The sequence below is a fragment of the Herbaspirillum sp. ST 5-3 genome, from assembly GCF_004804275.1.
Lineage (GTDB): Bacteria > Pseudomonadota > Gammaproteobacteria > Burkholderiales > Burkholderiaceae_D > Noviherbaspirillum.
In genome coordinates this window covers 78,533-97,870 of the sequence record NZ_STGI01000018.1, presented here as the reverse complement: position 1 = coordinate 97,870, position 19,338 = coordinate 78,533, and the positions used below count along the sequence as shown (strand labels likewise).

19 protein-coding genes are annotated in these 19,338 nt (G+C 61.0%); 8 read left to right on the top strand and 11 right to left on the bottom strand.

All coding sequences use genetic code 11. The annotated features are described in order from the left end of the window. Window positions 1–277: 277 nt before the first annotated feature. The gene (locus E6W33_RS24805; RefSeq protein ID WP_168798751.1) at window positions 278–1,363 is read left to right on the top strand and encodes a sensor domain-containing diguanylate cyclase; all 1,086 of its coding nucleotides are present in this window, start codon (window positions 278–280) and stop codon (window positions 1,361–1,363) included. Between the two features lie 143 nt (window positions 1,364–1,506). On the opposite strand, the gene E6W33_RS24800 is transcribed toward E6W33_RS24805, so the two are convergent. The 4 genes from E6W33_RS24800 to E6W33_RS24785 all read right to left on the bottom strand — a co-directional run bounded on the left by E6W33_RS24800 (window position 1,507) and on the right by E6W33_RS24785 (window position 5,517). Next, window positions 1,507–2,046 (bottom strand): DUF6817 domain-containing protein, encoded by a 540-nt coding sequence (locus E6W33_RS24800; protein ID WP_136420060.1) that lies wholly within the window; start codon window positions 2,044–2,046, stop codon window positions 1,507–1,509. A 201-nt stretch (window positions 2,047–2,247) separates the two neighbouring features. Continuing rightward, window positions 2,248–3,114, bottom strand: a complete 867-nt coding sequence (locus E6W33_RS24795; protein WP_136420059.1) for a tetrahydrofolate dehydrogenase/cyclohydrolase catalytic domain-containing protein — start codon at window positions 3,112–3,114, stop codon at window positions 2,248–2,250. A 138-nt stretch (window positions 3,115–3,252) separates the two neighbouring features. Beyond that, on the bottom strand, window positions 3,253–4,605 hold the full coding sequence (ltrA, locus tag E6W33_RS24790; RefSeq protein ID WP_211097420.1) for a group II intron reverse transcriptase/maturase: 1,353 nt from the start codon (window positions 4,603–4,605) through the stop codon (window positions 3,253–3,255). 456 nt (window positions 4,606–5,061) lie between these two features. Then, the gene (locus tag E6W33_RS24785) at window positions 5,062–5,517 is read right to left on the bottom strand and encodes a rhodanese-like domain-containing protein (RefSeq protein ID WP_136420058.1); all 456 of its coding nucleotides are present in this window, start codon (window positions 5,515–5,517) and stop codon (window positions 5,062–5,064) included. 237 nt (window positions 5,518–5,754) lie between these two features. On the opposite strand from E6W33_RS24785, the gene E6W33_RS24780 reads away from it, so the two are divergent. Beyond that, the gene (locus E6W33_RS24780) at window positions 5,755–6,786 is read left to right on the top strand and encodes an integron integrase (RefSeq protein ID WP_136420057.1); all 1,032 of its coding nucleotides are present in this window, start codon (window positions 5,755–5,757) and stop codon (window positions 6,784–6,786) included. Between the two features lie 55 nt (window positions 6,787–6,841). Here E6W33_RS24780 and E6W33_RS24775 read toward each other — a convergent pair whose 3' ends face one another. Beyond that, window positions 6,842–7,672, bottom strand: a complete 831-nt coding sequence (locus E6W33_RS24775; protein ID WP_136420056.1) for an NYN domain-containing protein — start codon at window positions 7,670–7,672, stop codon at window positions 6,842–6,844. Window positions 7,673–7,884: 212 nt separating this feature from the next. Here E6W33_RS24775 and E6W33_RS24770 point away from each other — a divergent pair, with 212 nt between their 5' ends. The 6 genes from E6W33_RS24770 to E6W33_RS24745 all read left to right on the top strand — a co-directional run bounded on the left by E6W33_RS24770 (window position 7,885) and on the right by E6W33_RS24745 (window position 11,735). Beyond that, on the top strand, window positions 7,885–9,114 hold the full coding sequence (locus E6W33_RS24770; protein WP_136420055.1) for a molybdopterin-dependent oxidoreductase: 1,230 nt from the start codon (window positions 7,885–7,887) through the stop codon (window positions 9,112–9,114). A gap of 11 nt (window positions 9,115–9,125) precedes the next feature. Beyond that, window positions 9,126–9,488: a cytochrome c gene (locus E6W33_RS24765; protein WP_136420054.1), complete on the top strand. Its 363-nt coding sequence runs from the start codon at window positions 9,126–9,128 to the stop codon at window positions 9,486–9,488. A 190-nt stretch (window positions 9,489–9,678) separates the two neighbouring features. Beyond that, window positions 9,679–10,053 (top strand): succinate dehydrogenase, cytochrome b556 subunit, encoded by a 375-nt coding sequence (sdhC, locus tag E6W33_RS24760; protein WP_168798750.1) that lies wholly within the window; start codon window positions 9,679–9,681, stop codon window positions 10,051–10,053. Beyond that, window positions 10,050–10,382 carry a succinate dehydrogenase, hydrophobic membrane anchor protein gene (sdhD, locus tag E6W33_RS24755; RefSeq protein WP_168798749.1) on the top strand — a complete coding sequence of 111 codons (333 nt, stop codon included), beginning with the start codon at window positions 10,050–10,052 and terminating at the stop codon, window positions 10,380–10,382. Before sdhC ends, sdhD begins: the two co-directional genes overlap by 4 nt. 11 nt (window positions 10,383–10,393) lie before the next feature. Further along, the gene (locus E6W33_RS24750; RefSeq protein WP_136420051.1) at window positions 10,394–11,089 is read left to right on the top strand and encodes a succinate dehydrogenase iron-sulfur subunit; all 696 of its coding nucleotides are present in this window, start codon (window positions 10,394–10,396) and stop codon (window positions 11,087–11,089) included. 49 nt (window positions 11,090–11,138) lie between these two features. Beyond that, a complete protein-coding gene (locus tag E6W33_RS24745; protein WP_136420050.1) occupies window positions 11,139–11,735 on the top strand; it encodes a hemerythrin domain-containing protein in 597 nt (198 codons plus the stop codon). Window positions 11,736–11,773: 38 nt separating this feature from the next. Here E6W33_RS24745 and E6W33_RS24740 read toward each other — a convergent pair whose 3' ends face one another. The 6 genes from E6W33_RS24740 to E6W33_RS24715 all read right to left on the bottom strand — a co-directional run bounded on the left by E6W33_RS24740 (window position 11,774) and on the right by E6W33_RS24715 (window position 19,133). Further along, the gene (locus E6W33_RS24740) at window positions 11,774–12,013 is read right to left on the bottom strand and encodes a formate dehydrogenase subunit delta (RefSeq protein ID WP_136420049.1); all 240 of its coding nucleotides are present in this window, start codon (window positions 12,011–12,013) and stop codon (window positions 11,774–11,776) included. Further along, window positions 12,010–12,849 (bottom strand): formate dehydrogenase accessory sulfurtransferase FdhD, encoded by an 840-nt coding sequence (fdhD, locus tag E6W33_RS24735; RefSeq protein ID WP_136420048.1) that lies wholly within the window; start codon window positions 12,847–12,849, stop codon window positions 12,010–12,012. Before fdhD ends, E6W33_RS24740 begins: the two co-directional genes overlap by 4 nt. Before the next feature lie 13 nt (window positions 12,850–12,862). Beyond that, window positions 12,863–15,715, bottom strand: a complete 2,853-nt coding sequence (fdhF, locus tag E6W33_RS24730) for a formate dehydrogenase subunit alpha (protein WP_136420047.1) — start codon at window positions 15,713–15,715, stop codon at window positions 12,863–12,865. 18 nt (window positions 15,716–15,733) lie between these two features. Then, entirely contained in the window at window positions 15,734–17,296 is a 1,563-nt protein-coding gene (locus E6W33_RS24725; protein WP_136420046.1) for an NADH-quinone oxidoreductase subunit NuoF, read from the bottom strand. After that, the gene (locus E6W33_RS24720) at window positions 17,293–17,769 is read right to left on the bottom strand and encodes a formate dehydrogenase subunit gamma (protein WP_136420045.1); all 477 of its coding nucleotides are present in this window, start codon (window positions 17,767–17,769) and stop codon (window positions 17,293–17,295) included. Before E6W33_RS24720 ends, E6W33_RS24725 begins: the two co-directional genes overlap by 4 nt. 218 nt (window positions 17,770–17,987) lie before the next feature. Next, entirely contained in the window at window positions 17,988–19,133 is a 1,146-nt protein-coding gene (locus E6W33_RS24715; RefSeq protein ID WP_136420044.1) for a Do family serine endopeptidase, read from the bottom strand. Window positions 19,134–19,338 lie beyond the last annotated feature (205 nt).

Below are 19,338 nucleotides of genomic sequence, written 5' to 3'. Positions count from 1 at the left end.
GCGATGAATCGTCAGTAGTCGCGCCATCGACAAGCCGACAACTCTTAAAGAGTGTCCGACCTGGAAACAAAGTCGGCACGGCAGGATAGGCGTCACCCTCCACGCATCGCCGGCCACTTCGCCAGGCCGCTTGGGCAATCCCGGCCTACTGAAATAGCCGCCACCGCACCCTAACGCGCCGCCGGGTATACGCTACACTTGATCGCGTCAAAAAACCCCAAGCTCGCCAAGGACAATGTCTCACGATACGAGAACTTCGATTCACTGGATGGTGCGCATGAATCGCAGGAACCGGTCAAGGTACGGTCTGCTTCTGTTCGTCGGTGTCGGAGTGCATCTCTTTGATATCGGCAGCGGACCCTTTGCATGGATGGCGCTTGTCCTGCAATTCCTCGTGTACCCGCAGGTGGTGTATTGGCGTGCACGCCACGCCACCGACCAGAGAGCCGCCGAACTTGGCAACCTGGCCGTCGACGCCACGCTGCTTGGCGTGTGGGCTGCTGCACTCGGCTTTCCGGTCTGGATCACGTTCATCTTTCTTGTTTCCGCCATCATCAACATGACAGTGTTCCGCGGCAGGTGGGGCTTTATCCAGGCCTTCGCATGGGCGACCGGTGGCGCGGGCCTTGCCGTCCTCGCAGGCGGACTCCACTTTCATCCGCAGACGAGTTGGCCGGTGACGCTGCTATGCATCTCCGCCATCGCCGCGTATGTCTTCACTGTGGCCGACAGCGCCTACACACGGGCGCTGCAGTTGCATGCGACACGCGAACAGCTGCGCGCCAGCCAGCAGGAGCTGTTGCGTCAGCTTGCCGCGAACACCAGCCTGCAGGAGCAGTTGCGCGATCAGGCCAATCATGATCCGCTGACCGGTCTGTATAACCGGCGCTACCTGGACGACAATCTGGCGCGGGAGCTGATTCGATGCAAGCGCGAGCAGCAGCCGCTCAGCCTGGTGCTCATCGATATCGACCATTTCAAGCAGATCAACGACGCTTATGGGCACCTGGCGGGCGATCAGGTGCTGAAACACTTGGCTGCCATGCTCGGTGCCGAGGTGCGCGGATCGGACATCGCATGCCGATACGGCGGCGAGGAATTCCTGCTCATGTTGCCCGGGCTTCCGCAGGATGTCGCGCATGTCCGCGCCGAAGAATGGCGCTCGGCATTTGCAGCGTCGCCCATCACCTTAGGCGATGGGCCGGTTACGGTGACCTGGTCGGCAGGCATTGCCACCTTTCCGGCAAATGGTGCAACCGCAGAGGAACTGTTTCGGGCGGCCGACAATGCGCTCTATCAAGCGAAGAGGCAGGGGCGCAATCGCGTGCAGTTGGCCGATCCGCTGGAATCCACCTTGGCATGAGCCGTAGCCGGCAATTGTCAGTCATCCGCAAAGGAGATCGGCTTCTACACTCGCGCCAAGGTTCGGATATGCATGACGTTTGACATACGCGGCGACTTCGATGTGGCGCAGCCAGCTCAAAGACGTCCGCTCAATGGAGGGGGTCAGGTATTTCCGAGCACCGCCAGCGCCTCAGAAAGAATTGCGTTTTCGACGAGACCGCTCATACGGCCAAACAACTCCGCAAGTGCAGTGCCGTGCTGCGTCCGAAACTCGGAACTGGCTGCAGCGATTTGCGTTTCGTTGGCCATCGTAAGCACGCAGAACGCCTCGAGCTCAGCGATCGAAAGCTCTTGCTCTTGCTGCGTGAACCGATTTGGCATGTGCAGTTGATCGAGCGAGCCGATGCGCGGGTAGAACGCGTTCCGACCGCAGGCGCAGTACAGATAGACAAGGGACTCGGCCTCTTGGCCAATGAGTGCAGTCACCTTGTCTCGAAGTTCGACTGAAACTAGTTGCTCGCCATAGCCGGCAGTGCCATACGCAGCATGGAAGAGTCCCGCAATGCATACGTGCTCAGCACAGCTCCACCTTCGCAGCAGCGCCTCTGTTCCAATCAGGTGCTCTTCCAGAGAGCCGTTGAAATGCACAAACTCGCCGGCGCCCAGCGCCTTGAGCCTTCCAAACAATTCGCTCGTGGCCATTCGAATGTCTAACGAGACTGTAGGAAAAGTCGTTTTGCGGTTTTTTTAGCGGCGTAAGTCATTGATTCCCTTGGCTTGAGAATTAGCAAGAATGGCATTTTTGGACTTTTTCTACAGCCTCAACGTCAAAGTTCACAGGCGCGTTCGCGCGTCCGTGTGCAACGGCGAGTTAAATGCATGTTCTGCCTGAGAGCATATTCATTAGTCATAAGCACAGTCTCTTTTTTCCGCTGCGGCTACTGTATTTCGCAGTAACATGGCGACCGTCGTCGGACCTACCCCACCTAACCGCGGAGTGATCCAGCCGGCGACCTCGCCAACTGCTTCTGCTACGTCGGGTATCAGCTTCTTTCCTTCCCACGTAATGCCACCACTGATCACCACTGCACCAGGTTTTATCATTTCAGATGTAACAATGCTTGGAATTCCAGCTGCTGCCACAACAATGTCCGCCATCTTGGTATATCGAGAAAGGTCATGCACACCAGAATGCACAACGGTTACAGCGGCGTTTGCAAAAGGCTGCTTAAGCGTCAGGATGAGGGCCAAAGGGCGACCCAGCGTTGGCCCGCGCCCAACGATAACAACATTCCTTCCTTCAACCGGGATGTCGTAGTACTTCAACATCGCCTGTATGCCGGCAGGGGTGCAAGGAAGCGGTCCTGGTTCCTGCAACACTAAGCGCCCCAGATTAACTGGGTGCAATCCATCTGCGTCCTTATTCGGATTCATTCGTACTAGCGCCTCGTTAAAATCAAAGCCAGCGGGTACGGGATGCTGAATCAGAAAAGCATCGACTTCTGGATCGTTGTTGAAGCGATCAACTGCCTCTAACAGCTGTGCTTGCGTCGCGTCAGAAGAAATCGTGACGTTGTAAGATCGCATACCGACGGCAGCACATGTTTCATGTTTCTTCTTAACATAGCTGATGCTCGGCCCATCATCGCCCACCAAGATGGTACCAAGCCCGGGCGTTACACCGCGCTCTTTTAGTTTCTTTACTTTTGAGGCTACCTCGGACAGCACGGCATCGGCGACTGCCTTGCCTTCTAATAATTTTGCAGACATATCTTCCTATGCAAACTTCAATGATTAGCCATCAGTGTGCGCATTTAATCGGGATAGGAAGAAGCCTCGCAGCCCCTCCCTCCCACACCACCGTGCATACGGGTCACGTACACGGCGGTTCAATAAATACGGTTGATCTCATGCTGCCAGTGAAGGCAGCCCCATTTGGCGAAACAATCGGTTCGGCATCGCAAGCAGCAAGGCTGGAGCCATACTGATGCGCCAAGGTCCATGCGCCGATTTGCTGCAGTTCCATGCTTCTCGCACAGTCACACCGCGCTTTCTCAGCTCACGGTATCCCGCTCGCCCCCATTGTTTCCATTGATAGCAGCGTAACCGCCGTCGTATCCATTTGTCTATATCCCGCAGAGGGCTCAGTACCTCGGCAATGCCGAAATACGCTTTCCAACCAAGCAGGGTTTCTCTCAGCTCCACGATGATATCGCTCAAACGGTGGCCTCTGGTACGACGGGTCAACTCCTTTACCTTCGCCTTGAGCTTGAAGATGGCCTGTTCGGCCACTTTCACTTTGGTCTTGGCGCTGATGGTAAAGCCCAGGAATTTTCGATTCCATGGTCGGTCGACTGCGCTCTTGCGTGAATTGACTGTGAGCTTCAGCCGGTCACGCACGAAACGCTCTATGCTTGCCATCACCCTTTCGCCGGCACGCTGACTGCGCACGAAGATGTTGCAATCATCCGCATAGCGGGCAAAGCGATGGCCACGCTTGTCCAGTTCCCAGTCCAGTTCATCCAGCACGACATTGGCTAACACCGGAGACAGTGGGCCGCCTTGCGGCACGCCTGCTGTCGTTGCCTGTGTTTGGCTGCCAATCCGCACCCCCGCCTTCAGATAGCGGTTGATGAGCCGCAGTACCTGCTGGTCGGGAACATGCTGCTTGAGCCGCTGCATCAGCCGGTCATGATTGACGCGGTCGAAGAACGCTTCAAGGTCGATATCCACCACCCAGCCATGGCCTTCACGGATAGTGCGTTGCGCCTGCCAGATAGCCAGATGTGCATTCCGGTTGGGTCGAAAGCCGTAACTGTCGGCGTGGAATGCCGGTTCCCATTGCGCTTGTATTACTTGCGCAATGGCTTGCTGAATGAAGCGGTCCAACACGGTCGGAATGCCCAATGGCCGTTTCTTGCCGTCGGGCTTGGGAATTTCCACGCGCTTGACCGCTTGCGGGTGGTATTGTCCCGCCTCCAGTTGGGCGCGTATTTCCGGCCAATGCTGTTTCAGGTACGCCGGAAGTTCATCGACCGTCATGCCGTCGATGCCCGGTGCGCCCTGATTCTGACGAACCTGCTTCAAGGCGCGTTTCAGATTCTCGCGTGCGAGTATCTGCGCCATCAGGGTAAGGTCTTCCGTTGATGCACGAAGCCCTTGCTCTCCAGCCACGAGTTCACCCTCTGGCCTTTCGGCCAGCGGCAGCGTTAGCTGTCGATCAGGGGCAGTCCCGTTTCTCATTACAAGGTTTGGCATCATTTATTGTTCCGGCCTTCGGTGCAGGGCCTTGCACCTACTATGCCTTCTGCTGACTCCTGCCCGGCGGTCAAAACCAATCTCTCAGTTCCCAGCCACTCCTGTGGCACCGGACAGGCCTCCCGGGGTAAGACACGTCACTTTCACTGCGCGAGCGCCGGATTTACAAAATGCATCCCAATCGTAGATGGAGGGCTTCGCAGTCACGTGCCCGCTCGCCCCGAATGCATCACGCCTCATATCCGGTTTCTGTTCGTCGCCCCGCAGTTTTGGATTCGGCTTCCTTCAGACCCCGCCTCGCGGCGACGCCCTTGCCGTTCTCCTAGCCTTCGGCTCTACGAAAACCTGGCTGCAGGACTTGCACCTGCATAGTTACGTGCCATGCCCGGCACACACGTTCGACATGAGCGGCATGACCCGGCTTGCCGGGGCATGTCCGCTCGATGGAGAGGTTAGGCCTCACGCCTGCTTGCCCGCGCCTTGCTCAATTGGTAGGCCAGCCGCTGCCCAACCTTGAATGCCAGCCTTGAGGTTCACCGCCTGTGAGTAGCCCGCCTTGTTCAGCACATACGTTCCCTCGGGGCCCAGGGTAGAACCGTCACCGCAGTACACGACGATCGCCCTTTCTCGGGCTTGCGCAAGCGATGCCGGAATGGCTGCCGACAAAGCCTCCACCGGCGCCAGTATGGCGCCGGCAATGTGTTTGGTCTCGTAGGCCGCACGTTGGCGAACATCCAAAACTAGTGCTCCAGCGGCGATAAGGGCTTGAGCCTCAGCAAGTACAACCTCTCGGACGTTGAACTCGGCTCTCTTCGGCGAGTCAGATCGACCCAGGACGTACAGCGCTCCAGCGGCTACCGGCATAAGAACTACAGCACGCCGAGAAAGCGGGATGTTGGTAGCTTGCGACTGCATGCAGTTCCTCCTGTGGATTCGAGAGAACGAGAGTATCAGGCGACGGTATGGACGTGCGGCCGACCGAGTTCGAGGGGCCTAACTTCAATTAGGGTGAAAAATTTTTCTGCCTATCCAGGCCGTCCGTCCGCCTATCTCGGCTGGGTGACCGGCTCGGGAGCCTTGATTCGATTGGCTGTCGCCAATATACTGTACATTTATACAGTTATAAATAACCAACAAAAACTGACAGCTTTCATGCATTCAAATCCTCCCGTTCCCTTGCCAGTTTCCAGGCAGCCAAAGCTTCTGGATCAGGTCAAACGTTGCATTCGCGACAAGCATTACAGCTTACGCACGGAGGAGGCGTACGTCTACTGGATTCGATGGTACATCCGCTTCCACAGTCTGCGGCATCCCATGGAAATGGGAGCGGATGAGGTCAAGGCCTTCCTCTCCTACCTGACGAACGAGCGTGGCGTCAGTGTATCCACGCACAAGCAGGCGCTCTGTGCCTTGCTCTTTCTGTACAAACAGGTGCTCGCACTTGATTTCCCCTGGCTTGACGAAGTCTATCGGCCGAGTCGCCCGGCGCGGCTGCCGACTGTCCTGACCGAGTGGGAAGTGTCGGCCGTCTTTGCTGAGATGAGGGGTACGCATGCATTGATGGCGCGCTTGCTTTATGGGACCGGCATGCGTCTGATGGAGTGCATGAGCTTGCGCGTCAAGGATGTCGACTTTGGCCGGCGCGAAATCACGATCCGGGAAGGCAAGGGCAACAAGGATCGCATCACGATGCTGCCATTGGCATTGGTTGCCGCACTGCGGGAGCAGATCGCGTATGCCAGGTCCTGCTACGATGAAGATCGCGCAGGCTCGCGTCCCGGCGTCATGCTGCCCGACGCTCTGGAACGCAAATATGCCAGAGCGGCCACACAATGGGGATGGTTCTGGGTTTTTCCTTCCGATCACGAGTCGACCGACCCACGCTCGGGTATCGTGCGTCGGCACCACATGTACGAGCAAACGTTCCAGCGGGCCATCAAGAGGGCAGTCGAGGCTGCAAAGCTGAGCAAACGTGTAAGCTCGCACACGTTCCGTCATTCGTTCGCCACGCACCTGCTCGAATCCGGTTATGACATACGGACGGTGCAGGAATTACTTGGTCACAGCGATGTGTCGACCACCATGATTTACCTGCATGTCCTCAATCGCGGCGGTCGAGGCGTCGTTTCCCCCGTCGATCGCATCGATGCGGCAAAGGAAGAAACCCGCTTTCGGGCGCCCTGACCAAAGCATGGATCGCCACGTCTGACATGTCCTGTCCCCTGCCATACGCTACCGCTCACTCCTCCCCCGCCGCCAGGCGCACCGTGTACTGCCCCGTCTTCTCATCCCGCACGATCTGCAGCAGGCCGTGCTTCTGCGCGTCCTCCATCAGTTCCTTGAACGAGCGGTAGCCATATGCCGACTCGTTGAAGCCGGGGCGGCGGCGCTTCATGGTTTGCTTGACCATCGAGCCCCAGATTTTTTCGTCTTCGCCGCGCTCGGCGATGAGGGCTTCGACGGTGCCGACGGCGAAGTCGAGCGCGTCCTGGCGCTTGTCTTCTTCCGTCTTCGGGGCGGGAGCCTTGGTGCTGCCGTTAGTGTTCTTCTTGGCCGGCGCTTTCTTTTCGGTGGGCTTGCGCTTGGGTTTCTGCTCGCGTACCAGGTCGTCGTAGAAAATGAATTCGTCGCAGTTGGCGGCAAGCAGGTCGGAGGTGGAGTCCTTGACGCCGATGCCGATCACGTACTTGTTGTTCTCGCGCAGCTTCGATACCAGCGGCGAGAAATCGGAGTCGCCGCTGATGATGACGAAGCAGTCGACGTGCGACTTGGTGTAGCAGAGATCGAGCGCGTCGACGACCATGCGGATGTCGGCCGAGTTCTTGCCGGACTGGCGCACATGCGGGATTTCGATCAGCTCGAAGGCGGCTTCGTGCATGGGCGCCTTGAAGTCCTTGTAGCGCTCCCAGTCACAGTAGGCTTTCTTGACCACGATGCTGCCCTTGAGCAGCAGACGTTCCAGCACGCGCCGGATGTCGAAGTGTGCGTACTTGGCGTCGCGGACACCGAGGGCGATGTTCTCGAAGTCGCAGAACAGCGCCATGCTGGTGATTTCGAAGTGGCCTGCCATTGCTTGCTCCTTTGTTGTTGTTTGCGGGCGGTATGCATGGAATGCCGTGTGTGATGCATCTGACATTCTTTCCAGTTCGAAAGGGTACACCCTTTCAGGCGCATTCGAGCAAAGAGCGGCGGGTTTGCGCTTTGTTGAACAAGCATCAGATTCTGCTGGCACTCCAATTTCTGGCCCTCTATATTCTGCAAATCACCGAGGAGGGGACGATAATGAAGACCGATAGGGAATTCAGCCCGGAATTTTTTCACCGCAGAAAATTTCTCGGACGTCTGGGTGCGCTCGGCGCCTCGCTCACTCCGTTTTCCGCCCTCGCGGCCCAGGTCACGCTCCCCTTCGACAACGGGGAACGCGATGTGTTGGCTTTTCCGCAGAAGCGTCCGCTGATCGTGCTCACGCACCGGCCGCCGCAACTGGAGACGCCTTTCAGCGTGTATAGCGAGGGACCGATCACGCCGAACGATGCATTTTTCGTGCGCTATCACTGGAGCGGCATTCCGACTTCCATCTCGCCGGAAAGCTTTCGCCTGCATGTCGGTGGCATGGTGAACACGCCGCTGGAATTGTCGCTCGACGAGATCAAGCGCATGGCGGATCCGGTGGAGGTCATCGCGGTGAACCAGTGTTCCGGCAACAGCCGCGCGCTGTTTTCGCCGCGCGTCAACGGCGGCCAGTCGGGCAACGGCGCGATGGGCAATGCGCGCTGGACCGGCGTGCCCTTGAAGAAGGTGCTCGAAAAAGCCGGGGTGAAGGCCGGCGCGGCGCAAGTGTCCTTCGACGGACTGGACAAGCCGCCGGTGGGCAACGGTCCGGACTTCATCAAGGCGCTCGACATCGATCATGCGCTGGATGGCGAGGTGCTGCTGGCGTGGGGCATGAACGGCGAGGATCTGCCGATGCTGAACGGTTATCCGCTGCGCCTGGTGGTGCCGGGTTATTACGGCACCTATTGGGTCAAGCATTTGTCCGAGATCGCGGTGCTGGACAAGCCGTTCGAGGGGTTCTGGATGAATCCGGCCTATCGCATTCCCGACAACAGCTGCGCGTGCGTGGCGCCGGGCACCACGCCGGCGAAGACGGTGCCGATTGCGCGCTTCAATGTGCGGTCCTTCATTACCAGTCCGGCCGAGGGCGCGCAGCTGACCGCCGGACGCGAGACCGTGGTGCGCGGCATTGCGTTCGACGGCGGCTACGGGATCACGGAGGTGGCGTTCTCGGGCGACGGTGGGCAGACCTGGCGGGCGGCACAGCTGGGCAAGGATCTGGGCCGCTATTCCTTCCGCGAGTGGAGCATCGCTTTTGTCCCGCCACGCGCCGGCAAGCACGCGCTGATGGTGCGCGCGCTCAACCGTATCGGACAGAGCCAGCCGATGAACGCGCTGTGGAATCCGCCCGGGTATATGCGCAATGTGGTCGAAACCACGCATGTGGTGGCGGTATGAGGAGGCCGGCAATGAAAACCACCAACACGCGGCGTGCATGGCCTCGCCTGCTGCTGGCAAGCATGGCGCTGGCGCTGAGTTCGACGGCTTGCGCACTCGACATCACCTTGCCGCGGGAGACCGCGCGTTTCAAGGAAAGCGGACTGCCGGGATACAAGCTGGTGCTGGAGAACTGCGTGACCTGCCATTCGGCGCAGTATGTGCAGATGCAGCCGCCATCATCGCCGCGCGGCTACTGGAGTGCGACGGTGCAGAAGATGAAAAAGCCCTTCGGCGCGCAGTTCGCGGACGAGGATATCCCGGCGATGGTGGACTATCTGGCGAAGACTTATGGCGCGGAGCGCACGGCAACGGCGTCCATGACGGGGAAATAGCCGGCGTACTCGTTTTCCATTCTCTCCTGCAAGCAAGGCGTCGGCGGAAACCGACGCGCTCATGTGCTGTCGAATTGCTTTGGTGTGCCGTCGACCTGCCTGCTTGCAACGGGCGCAGGCGATGGTGCCGCATTGATCGAGGCATCTCGCTGAAGATTCTTGCCCACGGAAAATTCCGATGGAAAGACCCATGAACAGGCAAAGGCCGGTATTTTTCAATCTGACGCAACTACAGATGCCGGTCGGGTCCGTGACCTCCATCCTGCATCGCATCACTGGCGTCGTTCTGGCGATCGGTACGCCGTTCTGCATCTATCTGCTGGCCCTTTCGCTGGCCGATGCGCAAGGCTATGCACGCGTGTCCGGCATGTTCGAACAGATTTCCGTCAAGCTATTGGCGGTGCTGTTCATCTGGGCGCTGGCGCATCATCTGCTGGCGGGAGTGCGCCATCTGCTCAGCGATATCGATATCGGGTCGCATCTGCATGCCGCGCGCACCAGCGCATGGCTCGTCAATTGCACCGCGGCGGTAATTGCGCTGTTGAGCGCGGGAGTCCTGTTTTGAAAAAAGCGCTATCCGGATTGCGCGCATGGACGGTGCAGCGTTTCACCGCGGTCTACATGCTGCTGGCCTTCCTGTTCGCCTTCGTTCACTTTGCATGGAATGCGCCGCATGGCTTCGAGGCGTGGCGCGCATGGATCGGCGGGCCCTTTGTGCGGATAGCAACTTTGCTGTTTTTTGTCGCCTTGCTGCTGCATACCTGGGTCGGCTTGCGCGATGTGATGATGGATTACATCAAGCCGCTGGCGCTGCGCGTCGCCCTTCTTGCTCTGCTCGGCTTTTATCTGGTCGGCATGGCCGCGTGGGTCATGCGTATTCTCTTGCTCCTGTGAGGCGATCCGCCATGCGATTCTCGATCTACCGCTACGACCCGGATGCCGGCAAGGCACCGTACATGCAGGACTACGACATCGCGCTGGCGCCCACCGACCACATGCTGCTGGACGCGATCCTGCGCATCAAGATGGAAGACGACTCGCTGACCATCCGGCGATCCTGCCGCGAAGGCGTGTGCGGTTCGGATGCCATCAATATCAACGGCCGGAACGGCCTTGCCTGCATCACGCCGGTCAGAGGGCTGAAGGAGCCGGTGGTGTTGCGTCCCCTGCCGAGCTTTCCGGTCATTCGCGACCTGGTGGTGGACATGACGCAGTTCTTCAAGCAATACCACTCGATCACGCCGTATCTCATCAACGATACGCTTCCGCCGGAGAAGGAACGCCTGCAGACGCCGGAGGAGCGCGAAGAACTCGATGGCGTGTATGAGTGCATCCTGTGCGCCTGCTGCTCCAGCCAGTGCCCGTCCTTCTGGTGGAACCCGGACAAGTTTGTCGGGCCGGCCGGATTGCTGCAGGCCTATCGTTTTATTGCCGACAGCCGCGACACGGCGACGGAGGAACGGCTGGACGATTTGAACGATGCCTATCGCCTGTTCCGCTGCCGCACCATCATGAACTGTACCGAAGTGTGCCCGAAGGGCCTGGCGCCATCGCGCGCAATCGAAAAAATCCGTCTGATGATGGTCAAGAGCTCGTTCTGAACATGCGTCGCGGACGGATCGCGGCCGTCGCAACATGAGGATCGATGATATGAAAACGCTCGTGATTCAGCTGGAGCGGGAACACCGCAATCTCGACAAGCTGGTCGGGCTGTTGTCCAGGTTCCCCGCGTCGCCCTCCGCATTGCCGCCAGCGCCTTCCGAGATCAACCTGCTGGTGGATGTGCTGTTTTATCTGACGCAATTCCCCGATGTCCATCATCATCCGGTCGAGGATCGCATCGTTGCCGCGCTGCGGTCCAGAAAGGCGCTGCCCGCCGATCTGGGCGAGGAAATCGAGCGTCAGCATCATGTGCTGGCCCGGCAGGGACGCGAGCTGATGCGTGATCTCGAATCGGCGGCGCGCGAGGAAACCGTGTCGTGGACGCAGCTGCCGCTGGAAATCCGCCTCTACGCGGAGCGCTTGCGGCACAACATGATGGTCGAGGAACTGAGCTTGTTTCCGCTCGCCGTCACGACACTCGACGCGAGCGACGCGCAAGCCATCGGCGCGGACCTGGCGCAAGCGCCTTCCGACCCGCTCTTCGACCACAACGCAGTCACGCGCTTTGCCGACCTGCACCGTGTCATTGCGACGGAAGCGGGCTGCGGCTGCTTTGAGGAACGCGCCGCGCCATCCGATAAATGACAACCGAAGGCGAGATGTGCCTTGTCGATGTGCCTTGTTTATCGTCCGGCAGAATCGCCCAGCATCGCGCGATTGGCAAGAATCGCTTCCAGCACGATCTCCTTGAGATCCTCGCCGCCATGGCTGTCGATGTGCTGCAGCAGCGCGCGACGCATGCGCGGGTCCCAGAAACGCTTCAGATGACTGGCGATATCCGTCTTTGCCTGCGTGCGATCCGGCATGCTCTCAAAGAAATCTCCGATCTGATTGGCCATGCGGACCAGGTTGCTTGGGTTCATTGCGGTCTGTGTTCCTTGTCGAACTGAATGCGTTGTGGATGGGCATACACCACGTGCCTGTCGTCCCGGACGAAGCCCAGCAGGGTAAGCTGCGCCTGCTCCGCCAGTTGCACCGCCAGGCTGGTCGGCGCGGAGATGGCGGCCAGCATGCCGATGCCGGCGGTCGCCGCTTTTTGCACCATTTCATAGCTCGCGCGGCTGGTGATGAGTGCCGCGCCGCGCGCGACGTCGATCTGCTGGCGCGCCAGGGCGCCGATCAACTTGTCGAGCGCGTTGTGACGCCCGACGTCCTCGCGCACGATGTCGATCTCGCCTTTCGCGTTGAGCCAGGCTGCGGCATGGGTGGCGCCGCTGTGCCGCTGCATGCGTTGCCGCAACTGCATCGCCGCCATGCCGGAATGAAGTGCCGCGGCCGGGAACGACGCATGGGCGCGTACCGGCGGTATGTCGCGTACGACCTGCTGCAAGCTCTCCGCGCCGCACAGGCCGCAGCCGGTACGTCCGGCCAGGTTGCGCCGCCGCTCCTTGAGTGCCATGAAGCGCTCGGTCGCGATGCGCATCTGCACCTGCACGCCGCCGTCCACCGCGCTGACTTCGCATTCGTACAGCTCGGACGGATTTGCGAGGATGCACTCGCTCAGGGAAAAGCCGAGCGCGAAATCTTCCAGGTCTTCCGGCGAAGCCAGCATCACCGCGTGCGACACGCCGTTGTACTCCAGCGCGACGGGCACTTCGACGGCGACGGTATCGACGCTGGCCTGATGGGCGGCGCCTTCCCATCGATCCACCGCTACTTCCCGCAGTGCATCGTCTTCGGCAATGGAAATGGCGTTCATTGCAGTCCTCTCCTCATTTGACGGCCTCGGTCTGCGCGGATTGCAGCAATCCCTGCTGCTCCTGGTCGAAGCGTTCGTATTGGCGCTGCCATTCCGACGGTTGCGTCACCGGCTTGACCTGCACCGCCGTCACCTTGTATTCGGGGCAATTGGTCGCCCAGTCGGAATTGTCGGTGGTGACGACGTTGGCCCCGGATTCGGGGAAATGGAAGGTGATGTACACGACGCCGGGCTGGACATTCTCGGTGACGGTAGCGCGCATGACCGTCCGGCCGGCGCGCGACTCGATGCCTACCCAGTCGTCGTGCCGGATGCCGCGCTCTTCCGCATCGTGCGGATGGATTTCCAGCCTGTCCTCGCTATACCACTTCAGGTTGTCGGTGCGCCGTGTCTGCGCGCCGACGTTGTATTGCGACAGGATGCGGCCGGTAGTCAGCAGGAGCGGGAACTTGCGCGTGACCTTTTCATCGGTCGGGATGTACTGCGTATTCAGGAAGCGCCCCTTCCCGCGCACGAAACGACCGACGTGCATGATCGGTGTGCCGTCCGGCGCCTCGTCATTGCACGGCCATTGCACGCTGCCGAGGCGGTCGATTTTTTCATAGCTCACGCCCTGGAAGGTGGGCGTCAGGGCGGCGATCTCGCGCATGATCTCGGACGGATGCTTGTACTGCATGGGATAACCCAGCGCATTGGAGAGCGCGACGGTGACTTCCCAGTCCGCCTTGCCGGCCAGCGGCGGCATGGCCTTGCGCACGCGCGAAATGCGGCGCTCGGCGTTGGTGAAGGTGCCGTCCTTCTCGAGGAAGGATGAACCCGGCAGGAACACATGCGCGTACTTGGCGGTCTCGTTCAGGAAAATGTCCTGCACCACGATGCACTCCATCGATGCCAGGGCGGCGGCGACATGCTGGGTATTGGGGTCGGACTGGGCGATGTCTTCGCCCTGGCAATACAGTCCCTTGAAACTGCCGTCGAGCGCGGCGTCGAACATGTTCGGTATGCGCAGGCCCGGTTCCGGGTCCAGCGTCACCTGCCACACCTGCTCGAATGCGGCACGCACCGTGGAATCGGAAACATGGCGGTAGCCGGGCAGCTCGTGCGGGAAGGAGCCCATGTCGCAGGAGCCCTGCACATTGTTCTGCCCGCGCAGCGGGTTGACGCCGACGCCTTCGCGCCCCACGTTGCCGGTCGCCATCGCGAGATTGGCGATGCCGATCACCATGGTGGAACCCTGCGCATGCTCGGTGACGCCAAGACCGTAGTAGATCGCCGCGTTTGCGCCGCTTGCATACAGCCTTGCCGCGCCGCGCATGGCTTCGGCCGGCACGCCGGTGATGCCGGCCATCGCTTCGGGGGAATTGTCGGGACGCGCGACAAATTCCTTCCAATCGCGGAAGGACTGAACATCGCAGCGCTCGCCAACGTATTTCTCGTCGCACAAGCCTTCCGTCACGATCACATGCGCCAGCGCGGTGATGATCGCGACATTGGTGCCGGGGCGCAGCTTCAAGTGGTAGTCCGCCTGCACATGCGGCGACCTGACCAGCTCGGTGGTGCGCGGATCGATAACGATCAGCTTCGCGCCCTGTCGCAGACGACGCTTCAGTTGTGAGGCGAACACCGGATGCGCGGCGCTCGGATTGGCGCCGATGATCACGATGACATCCGCCTTCATCACCGAATCGAAGGTTTGCGTGCCGGCCGATTCGCCCAGCGTCTGCTTCAATCCGTAGCCGGTCGGCGAGTGGCAGACCCGCGCGCAGGTGTCGACGTTGTTGTTGCCGAAGGCGGCGCGCACCAGTTTCTGCACCAGATAGGTTTCTTCATTCGTGCAGCGCGAGGAGGTGATGCCGCCGATGGCATCCTTGCCATACTTCGACTGGATGCGGCGGAATTCGCTGGCGGCATATGACAGCGCTTCTTCCCAGGACACTTCGCGCCATGGCTCATGGATGCCGGCGCGGATCATGGGCCTGGTGATGCGATCCCTGTGCGTTGCGTAGCCCCATGCGAAACGGCCCTTGACGCAGGAGTGGCCGTGATTGGCGCCGCCATCCTTGTACGGCACCATGCGCACCAGTTCGCTGCCCTTCATTTCCGCCTTGAAGGAACAGCCGACGCCGCAATAGGCGCAGGTCGTGACGACGCTGTGCTCGGCCTGTCCCTTGTCGATCACGCTTTTCTCGGTCAGGGTGGCGGTCGGGCAGGCCTGCACGCAGGCGCCGCACGACACGCATTCCGATTCCATGAAGGGCTGATTCTGGCCGGCGGCAACGCGCGATGCGAAGCCGCGGCCGTCGATCGTCAATGCAAACGTGCCTTGCGTTTCTTCGCACGCGCGCACGCAGCGATTGCAGACGATGCACTTGCTCGGATCGTAGGTGAAATAGGGATTCGACTCGTCCTTCTTCAGGTCGAAGTGGTTCGCCCCCTCATACCCGTAACGCACTTCCCGCAATCCGACCACGCCGGCCATGTCCTGCAATTCGCAGTTGCCGTTGGTCGGGCAGGTCAGACAATCGAGCGGATGGTCGGAGATAGTCAGCTCCATCACGCCGCGCCGCAGCTCGGCCAGCTTCGGGGTTTGCGTCTTCACCTTCATGCCGGGTTCGCAAGGCGTCGTGCAGGAAGCGGGAAAACCCTTGCGCCCTTCGATCTCGACCAGGCACAAACGGCATGAGCCGAAGGCGTCGAGACTGTCGGTTGCGCACAGCTTCGGAACATTGACCCCCGATTCGGTGGCTGCGCGCATGACGGAGGTGCCTTCCGGCACGGTCACCGCAACCCCGTCGATTTCCAGCGTGACTGTGTTGCCGGTCGCGCGCGCCGGGGTGCCGTAGTCTGTTTCATTCAGCTTGTTCATGTCGATTCGCTCGCTGTTCTATTTTTGTCCTGCCGCCTGATCGGAAGGGATGCCGCCGAAATCTTCCGGAAAATGATTCATTGCCGACAGCACCGGGAATGGCGTCATGCCACCCATCGCGCACAAGGAACCGTTGAGCATCAGATCGCACAGGTCGCGCACCAGCCGGATCTGCTGCGGCCGGTCGCGGCCTTCGATGATCTTGTCGATCGCTTCGACGCCGCGTATCGAACCGATCCTGCACGGCGTGCATTTGCCGCAGGATTCGACCGCGCAGAACTGCATTGCATAGCGCGCCTGCCTTGCCATGTCGACGCTGTCGTCGAACACGACCATGCCGCCGTGCCCGAGCGTGCCGCCGATGGCGATCAATGCTTCGTAATCCAGCGGGGTGTCGAACTGCGACTCCGGCAGGTACGCGCCCAAGGGGCCGCCAACCTGCACCGCGCGGATGGGACGTCCGCTGGCACTGCCGCCGCCGAAGCTGTACAGCATGTCGCGCAGCGTCACGCCGAAGGCCTTCTCCACCAGGCCGCCGCGACGCACATTGCCGGCGAGCTGAATCGGCAAGGTGCCGCGCGAGCGCCCCATGCCGAAGTTCTCGTAAAATTTCGCGCCGCGCGCCAGGATGACCGGCACGGTCGCGAGCGATATGACGTTGTTGATCACCGTCGGCCGACCAAACAGGCCGGACATCGCCGGCAGCGGCGGCTTGGCGCGCACGATGCCGCGCTTGCCCTCCAGGCTTTCCAGCAGTGCTGTTTCTTCCCCGCACACGTACGAACCGGCACCGACGCGTACCTCGAGATCAAAGCGCTTGCCGGCACCGAGGAGATCGGCGCCGAGATAGTTGCGTTTGCGCGCGATGACGATCGCCTCCCGGAGCGCCGCGACGGCGTGCGGATATTCCGAGCGCACATAAATGTAGCCTTGCGTCGCGCCGACTGCGAGGCCGGCGATCGTCATGCCTTCGATCAGCATGAAGGGATCGTCTTCCATCACCATGCGGTCCGAGAAGGTTCCCGAATCGCCTTCGTCGGCATTGCACACGATGTACTTCTGTCCGGCTTGCGCGGCCAGCACGGTTTTCCACTTGATCCCGGTCGGGAAGGCCGCACCGCCGCGCCCGCGCAGGCCCGAGTCGATGACTTCCTGCACGATTTGTTCGGGACGCAGCGCCAAGGCCTTGCTCAGGCCGGCATAGCCCTCATGCGCCAGATAGTCGTCGAGCGACAAGGGATCCGTGATGCCGACACGCGCGAAGGTCAGGCGCTCCTGCTTCTTCAGGTACGGGATCTCCTCGGTGAGGCCATGCGAGAGCCTGTGCGTGCCGCCCTGCAGGAAGTCGGCCTGGAACAGGCCGGCCACATCGGCGGCGGAGACGGGGCCGTAGGCCATGCGTCCGTGGGGGGTGTCGACCTCCACCATCGGCTCCAGCCAGAACATGCCGCGCGAGCCGTTGCGCACCACGCGGACATCCTTGCCGCGCGCGGCGGCTTCCTGCCGAATCGCCGCCGCCACTTCATCGGCGCCGAGTGCCAGCGCGCTGGAGTCGCGGGGCACGAAGACCTTGATCGTCATTGCGCCTCCCGAGCCTTGCCGAGCAGGATGTCCAGCCCCTCCGGCGTCACGCGTGCATGCAGCTTGTCGTCGATCATGACCGCCGGCCCCACGGCGCACTGGCCGAGGCAATACACCGGTTCGAGCGAAAAGGCCATGTCCGCCGTGGTTTGCTTAAAGTCGCAGTCCAGCGCGGCACGCGCATGGCGGCCGAGGACTTCGGCGCCGACGGCCTGACAAGCCTCGGCGCAACAGATCCGCACCACATGCCGGCCGCCTGGCTGCTGCCGGAAATCGGGGTAGTAGCTGATCACGCCGTGCACTTCGGCGCGTGACAGATTGAGCGCCTCGGCGATCAAGGGCACTGCCTCGGCGGGAATGCAGCCGGCGGCGTGCTGAATCGCGTGCAGGATCGGGAGCAGGGCGCCGGGCATTTCCCTATGCTCGGAGATGATCCTTTGAAGGACTTCGGTGTGTGGAGAAGGATTTTTCATGATGCAAGAGGGTCTGCCAGGTGTTTCATGCGCCTGCCAAAAGGGATAGGAGTTGAGGAGAATGGCTTTTGAAACGCTCTCCGCATGACGATCGGTGCTGCAAAGAGCGTTCACGCGCCGGTTCCTGCTCGTGCATATGATAGCGAGAGTTCGCCGGCTTGACCAAAAGATCGCATGTGCGGCCGATTGGCAGCAACGAGCGGGTGTATTGCAAGCGGCTAGCCTTCCAGTGCGTCCGGCGTGATCTTCACGTTCACGCTTTTCCCGCCCCGCAGCACTTCCGCGCCCACCGTCGTGCCGGGCTTGGTATCGCCGATCAGGCGCGCGAAATCGGCGGTGGTCTTCACCGGCTGGCTGTTGAAGGACACCACCACATCGCCCGGCTTGATGCCGGCCTTGTCGGCGGGGCCGCCGCGCTGCACGGCGGCGACCAGCGCGCCAGTCGTCTCCTTCAATCCCAGAGACGAGGCAATGTCCTGGGTGAGTTCCTGCAACTGCACGCCGATGCGGCCGCGCACCACCTTGCCGGTTTCGCGCAACTGCTTCGCAATGCCGGTGGCGATGTCGATCGGGATCGCGAACGAGATGCCCATGTAGCCGCCGGTCTCGCTGTAGATCTGGGAATTGATGCCGATGACTTCGCCTTCGGTATCGAACAGCGGACCGCCGGAGTTGCCTGGATTGACGGCGACGTCGGTCTGGATGAAGGGAACATAGCTGCCGTTCGGCAGCAGCCGTCCTTTGGCGCTGACGACGCCGACGGTGACGCTGTTCTCGAAGCCGAAGGGCGCGCCGATAGCGGCCACCCATTGGCCGGGTTCGACCTTGCCGGGATCGCCGATCTTCACCACGGGCAAGCCGTCCGCCTTGATCTTGACCAGCGCGACATCGGTGTAGACGTCGGCGCCGATGACCTTGGCCTTGAACTCGCGCTTGTCGGTCAGCTTCACGATGACTTCGTCGGCCTGGTCGATGACGTGCGCATTGGTCAGGACGTAGCCGTCCTGGCTGATGATGAAGCCCGAGCCGAGGCTGAGCGTCGGCGCTTCGCCGGTGTCTGGGGTGGCGCCGAAGCGCCGGAAGAATTCATACAGCGGATCGCCCGGACGCAAACCGGACTGTCGGCCCTGCTGGATGGCGCTGATGTTCACCACGGTCGGTCCCGCCTGCTTGACGAGGTTGACGAAGCTGGGCAGCTCGATGCCGCGCGCCGGTGCTGCGGCCGGTGCGGGTGCAGGTGTGGGTGCCGGCGTGGATGCCTGGGCAGCCGGCTGCTCCTTGCCTGACGGAGAGCATCCGCCCAGCAGCAGGAGCAGGGCGAGGGCCGCGACCGGTGTGCAACGGGCCAGAGTATTGTTGGACATGCGTTTCTCCCTTGCAGCTTCAGCGGCGGGGGGACGCGCCCCTTCCTCGCCGGCCTGAGGCGCTGAATTCGCTGGCCTACGGTACCTGATGCACGAGGCGACAGGTTGAGACAGCGCAAGAGCGGGACGGCGATACTTGCCCTTCGGGAGTCATTCCCAGAGGGCAATGATTGCGCTCGCATGCGAGGCACGTCGTGCAGCAATA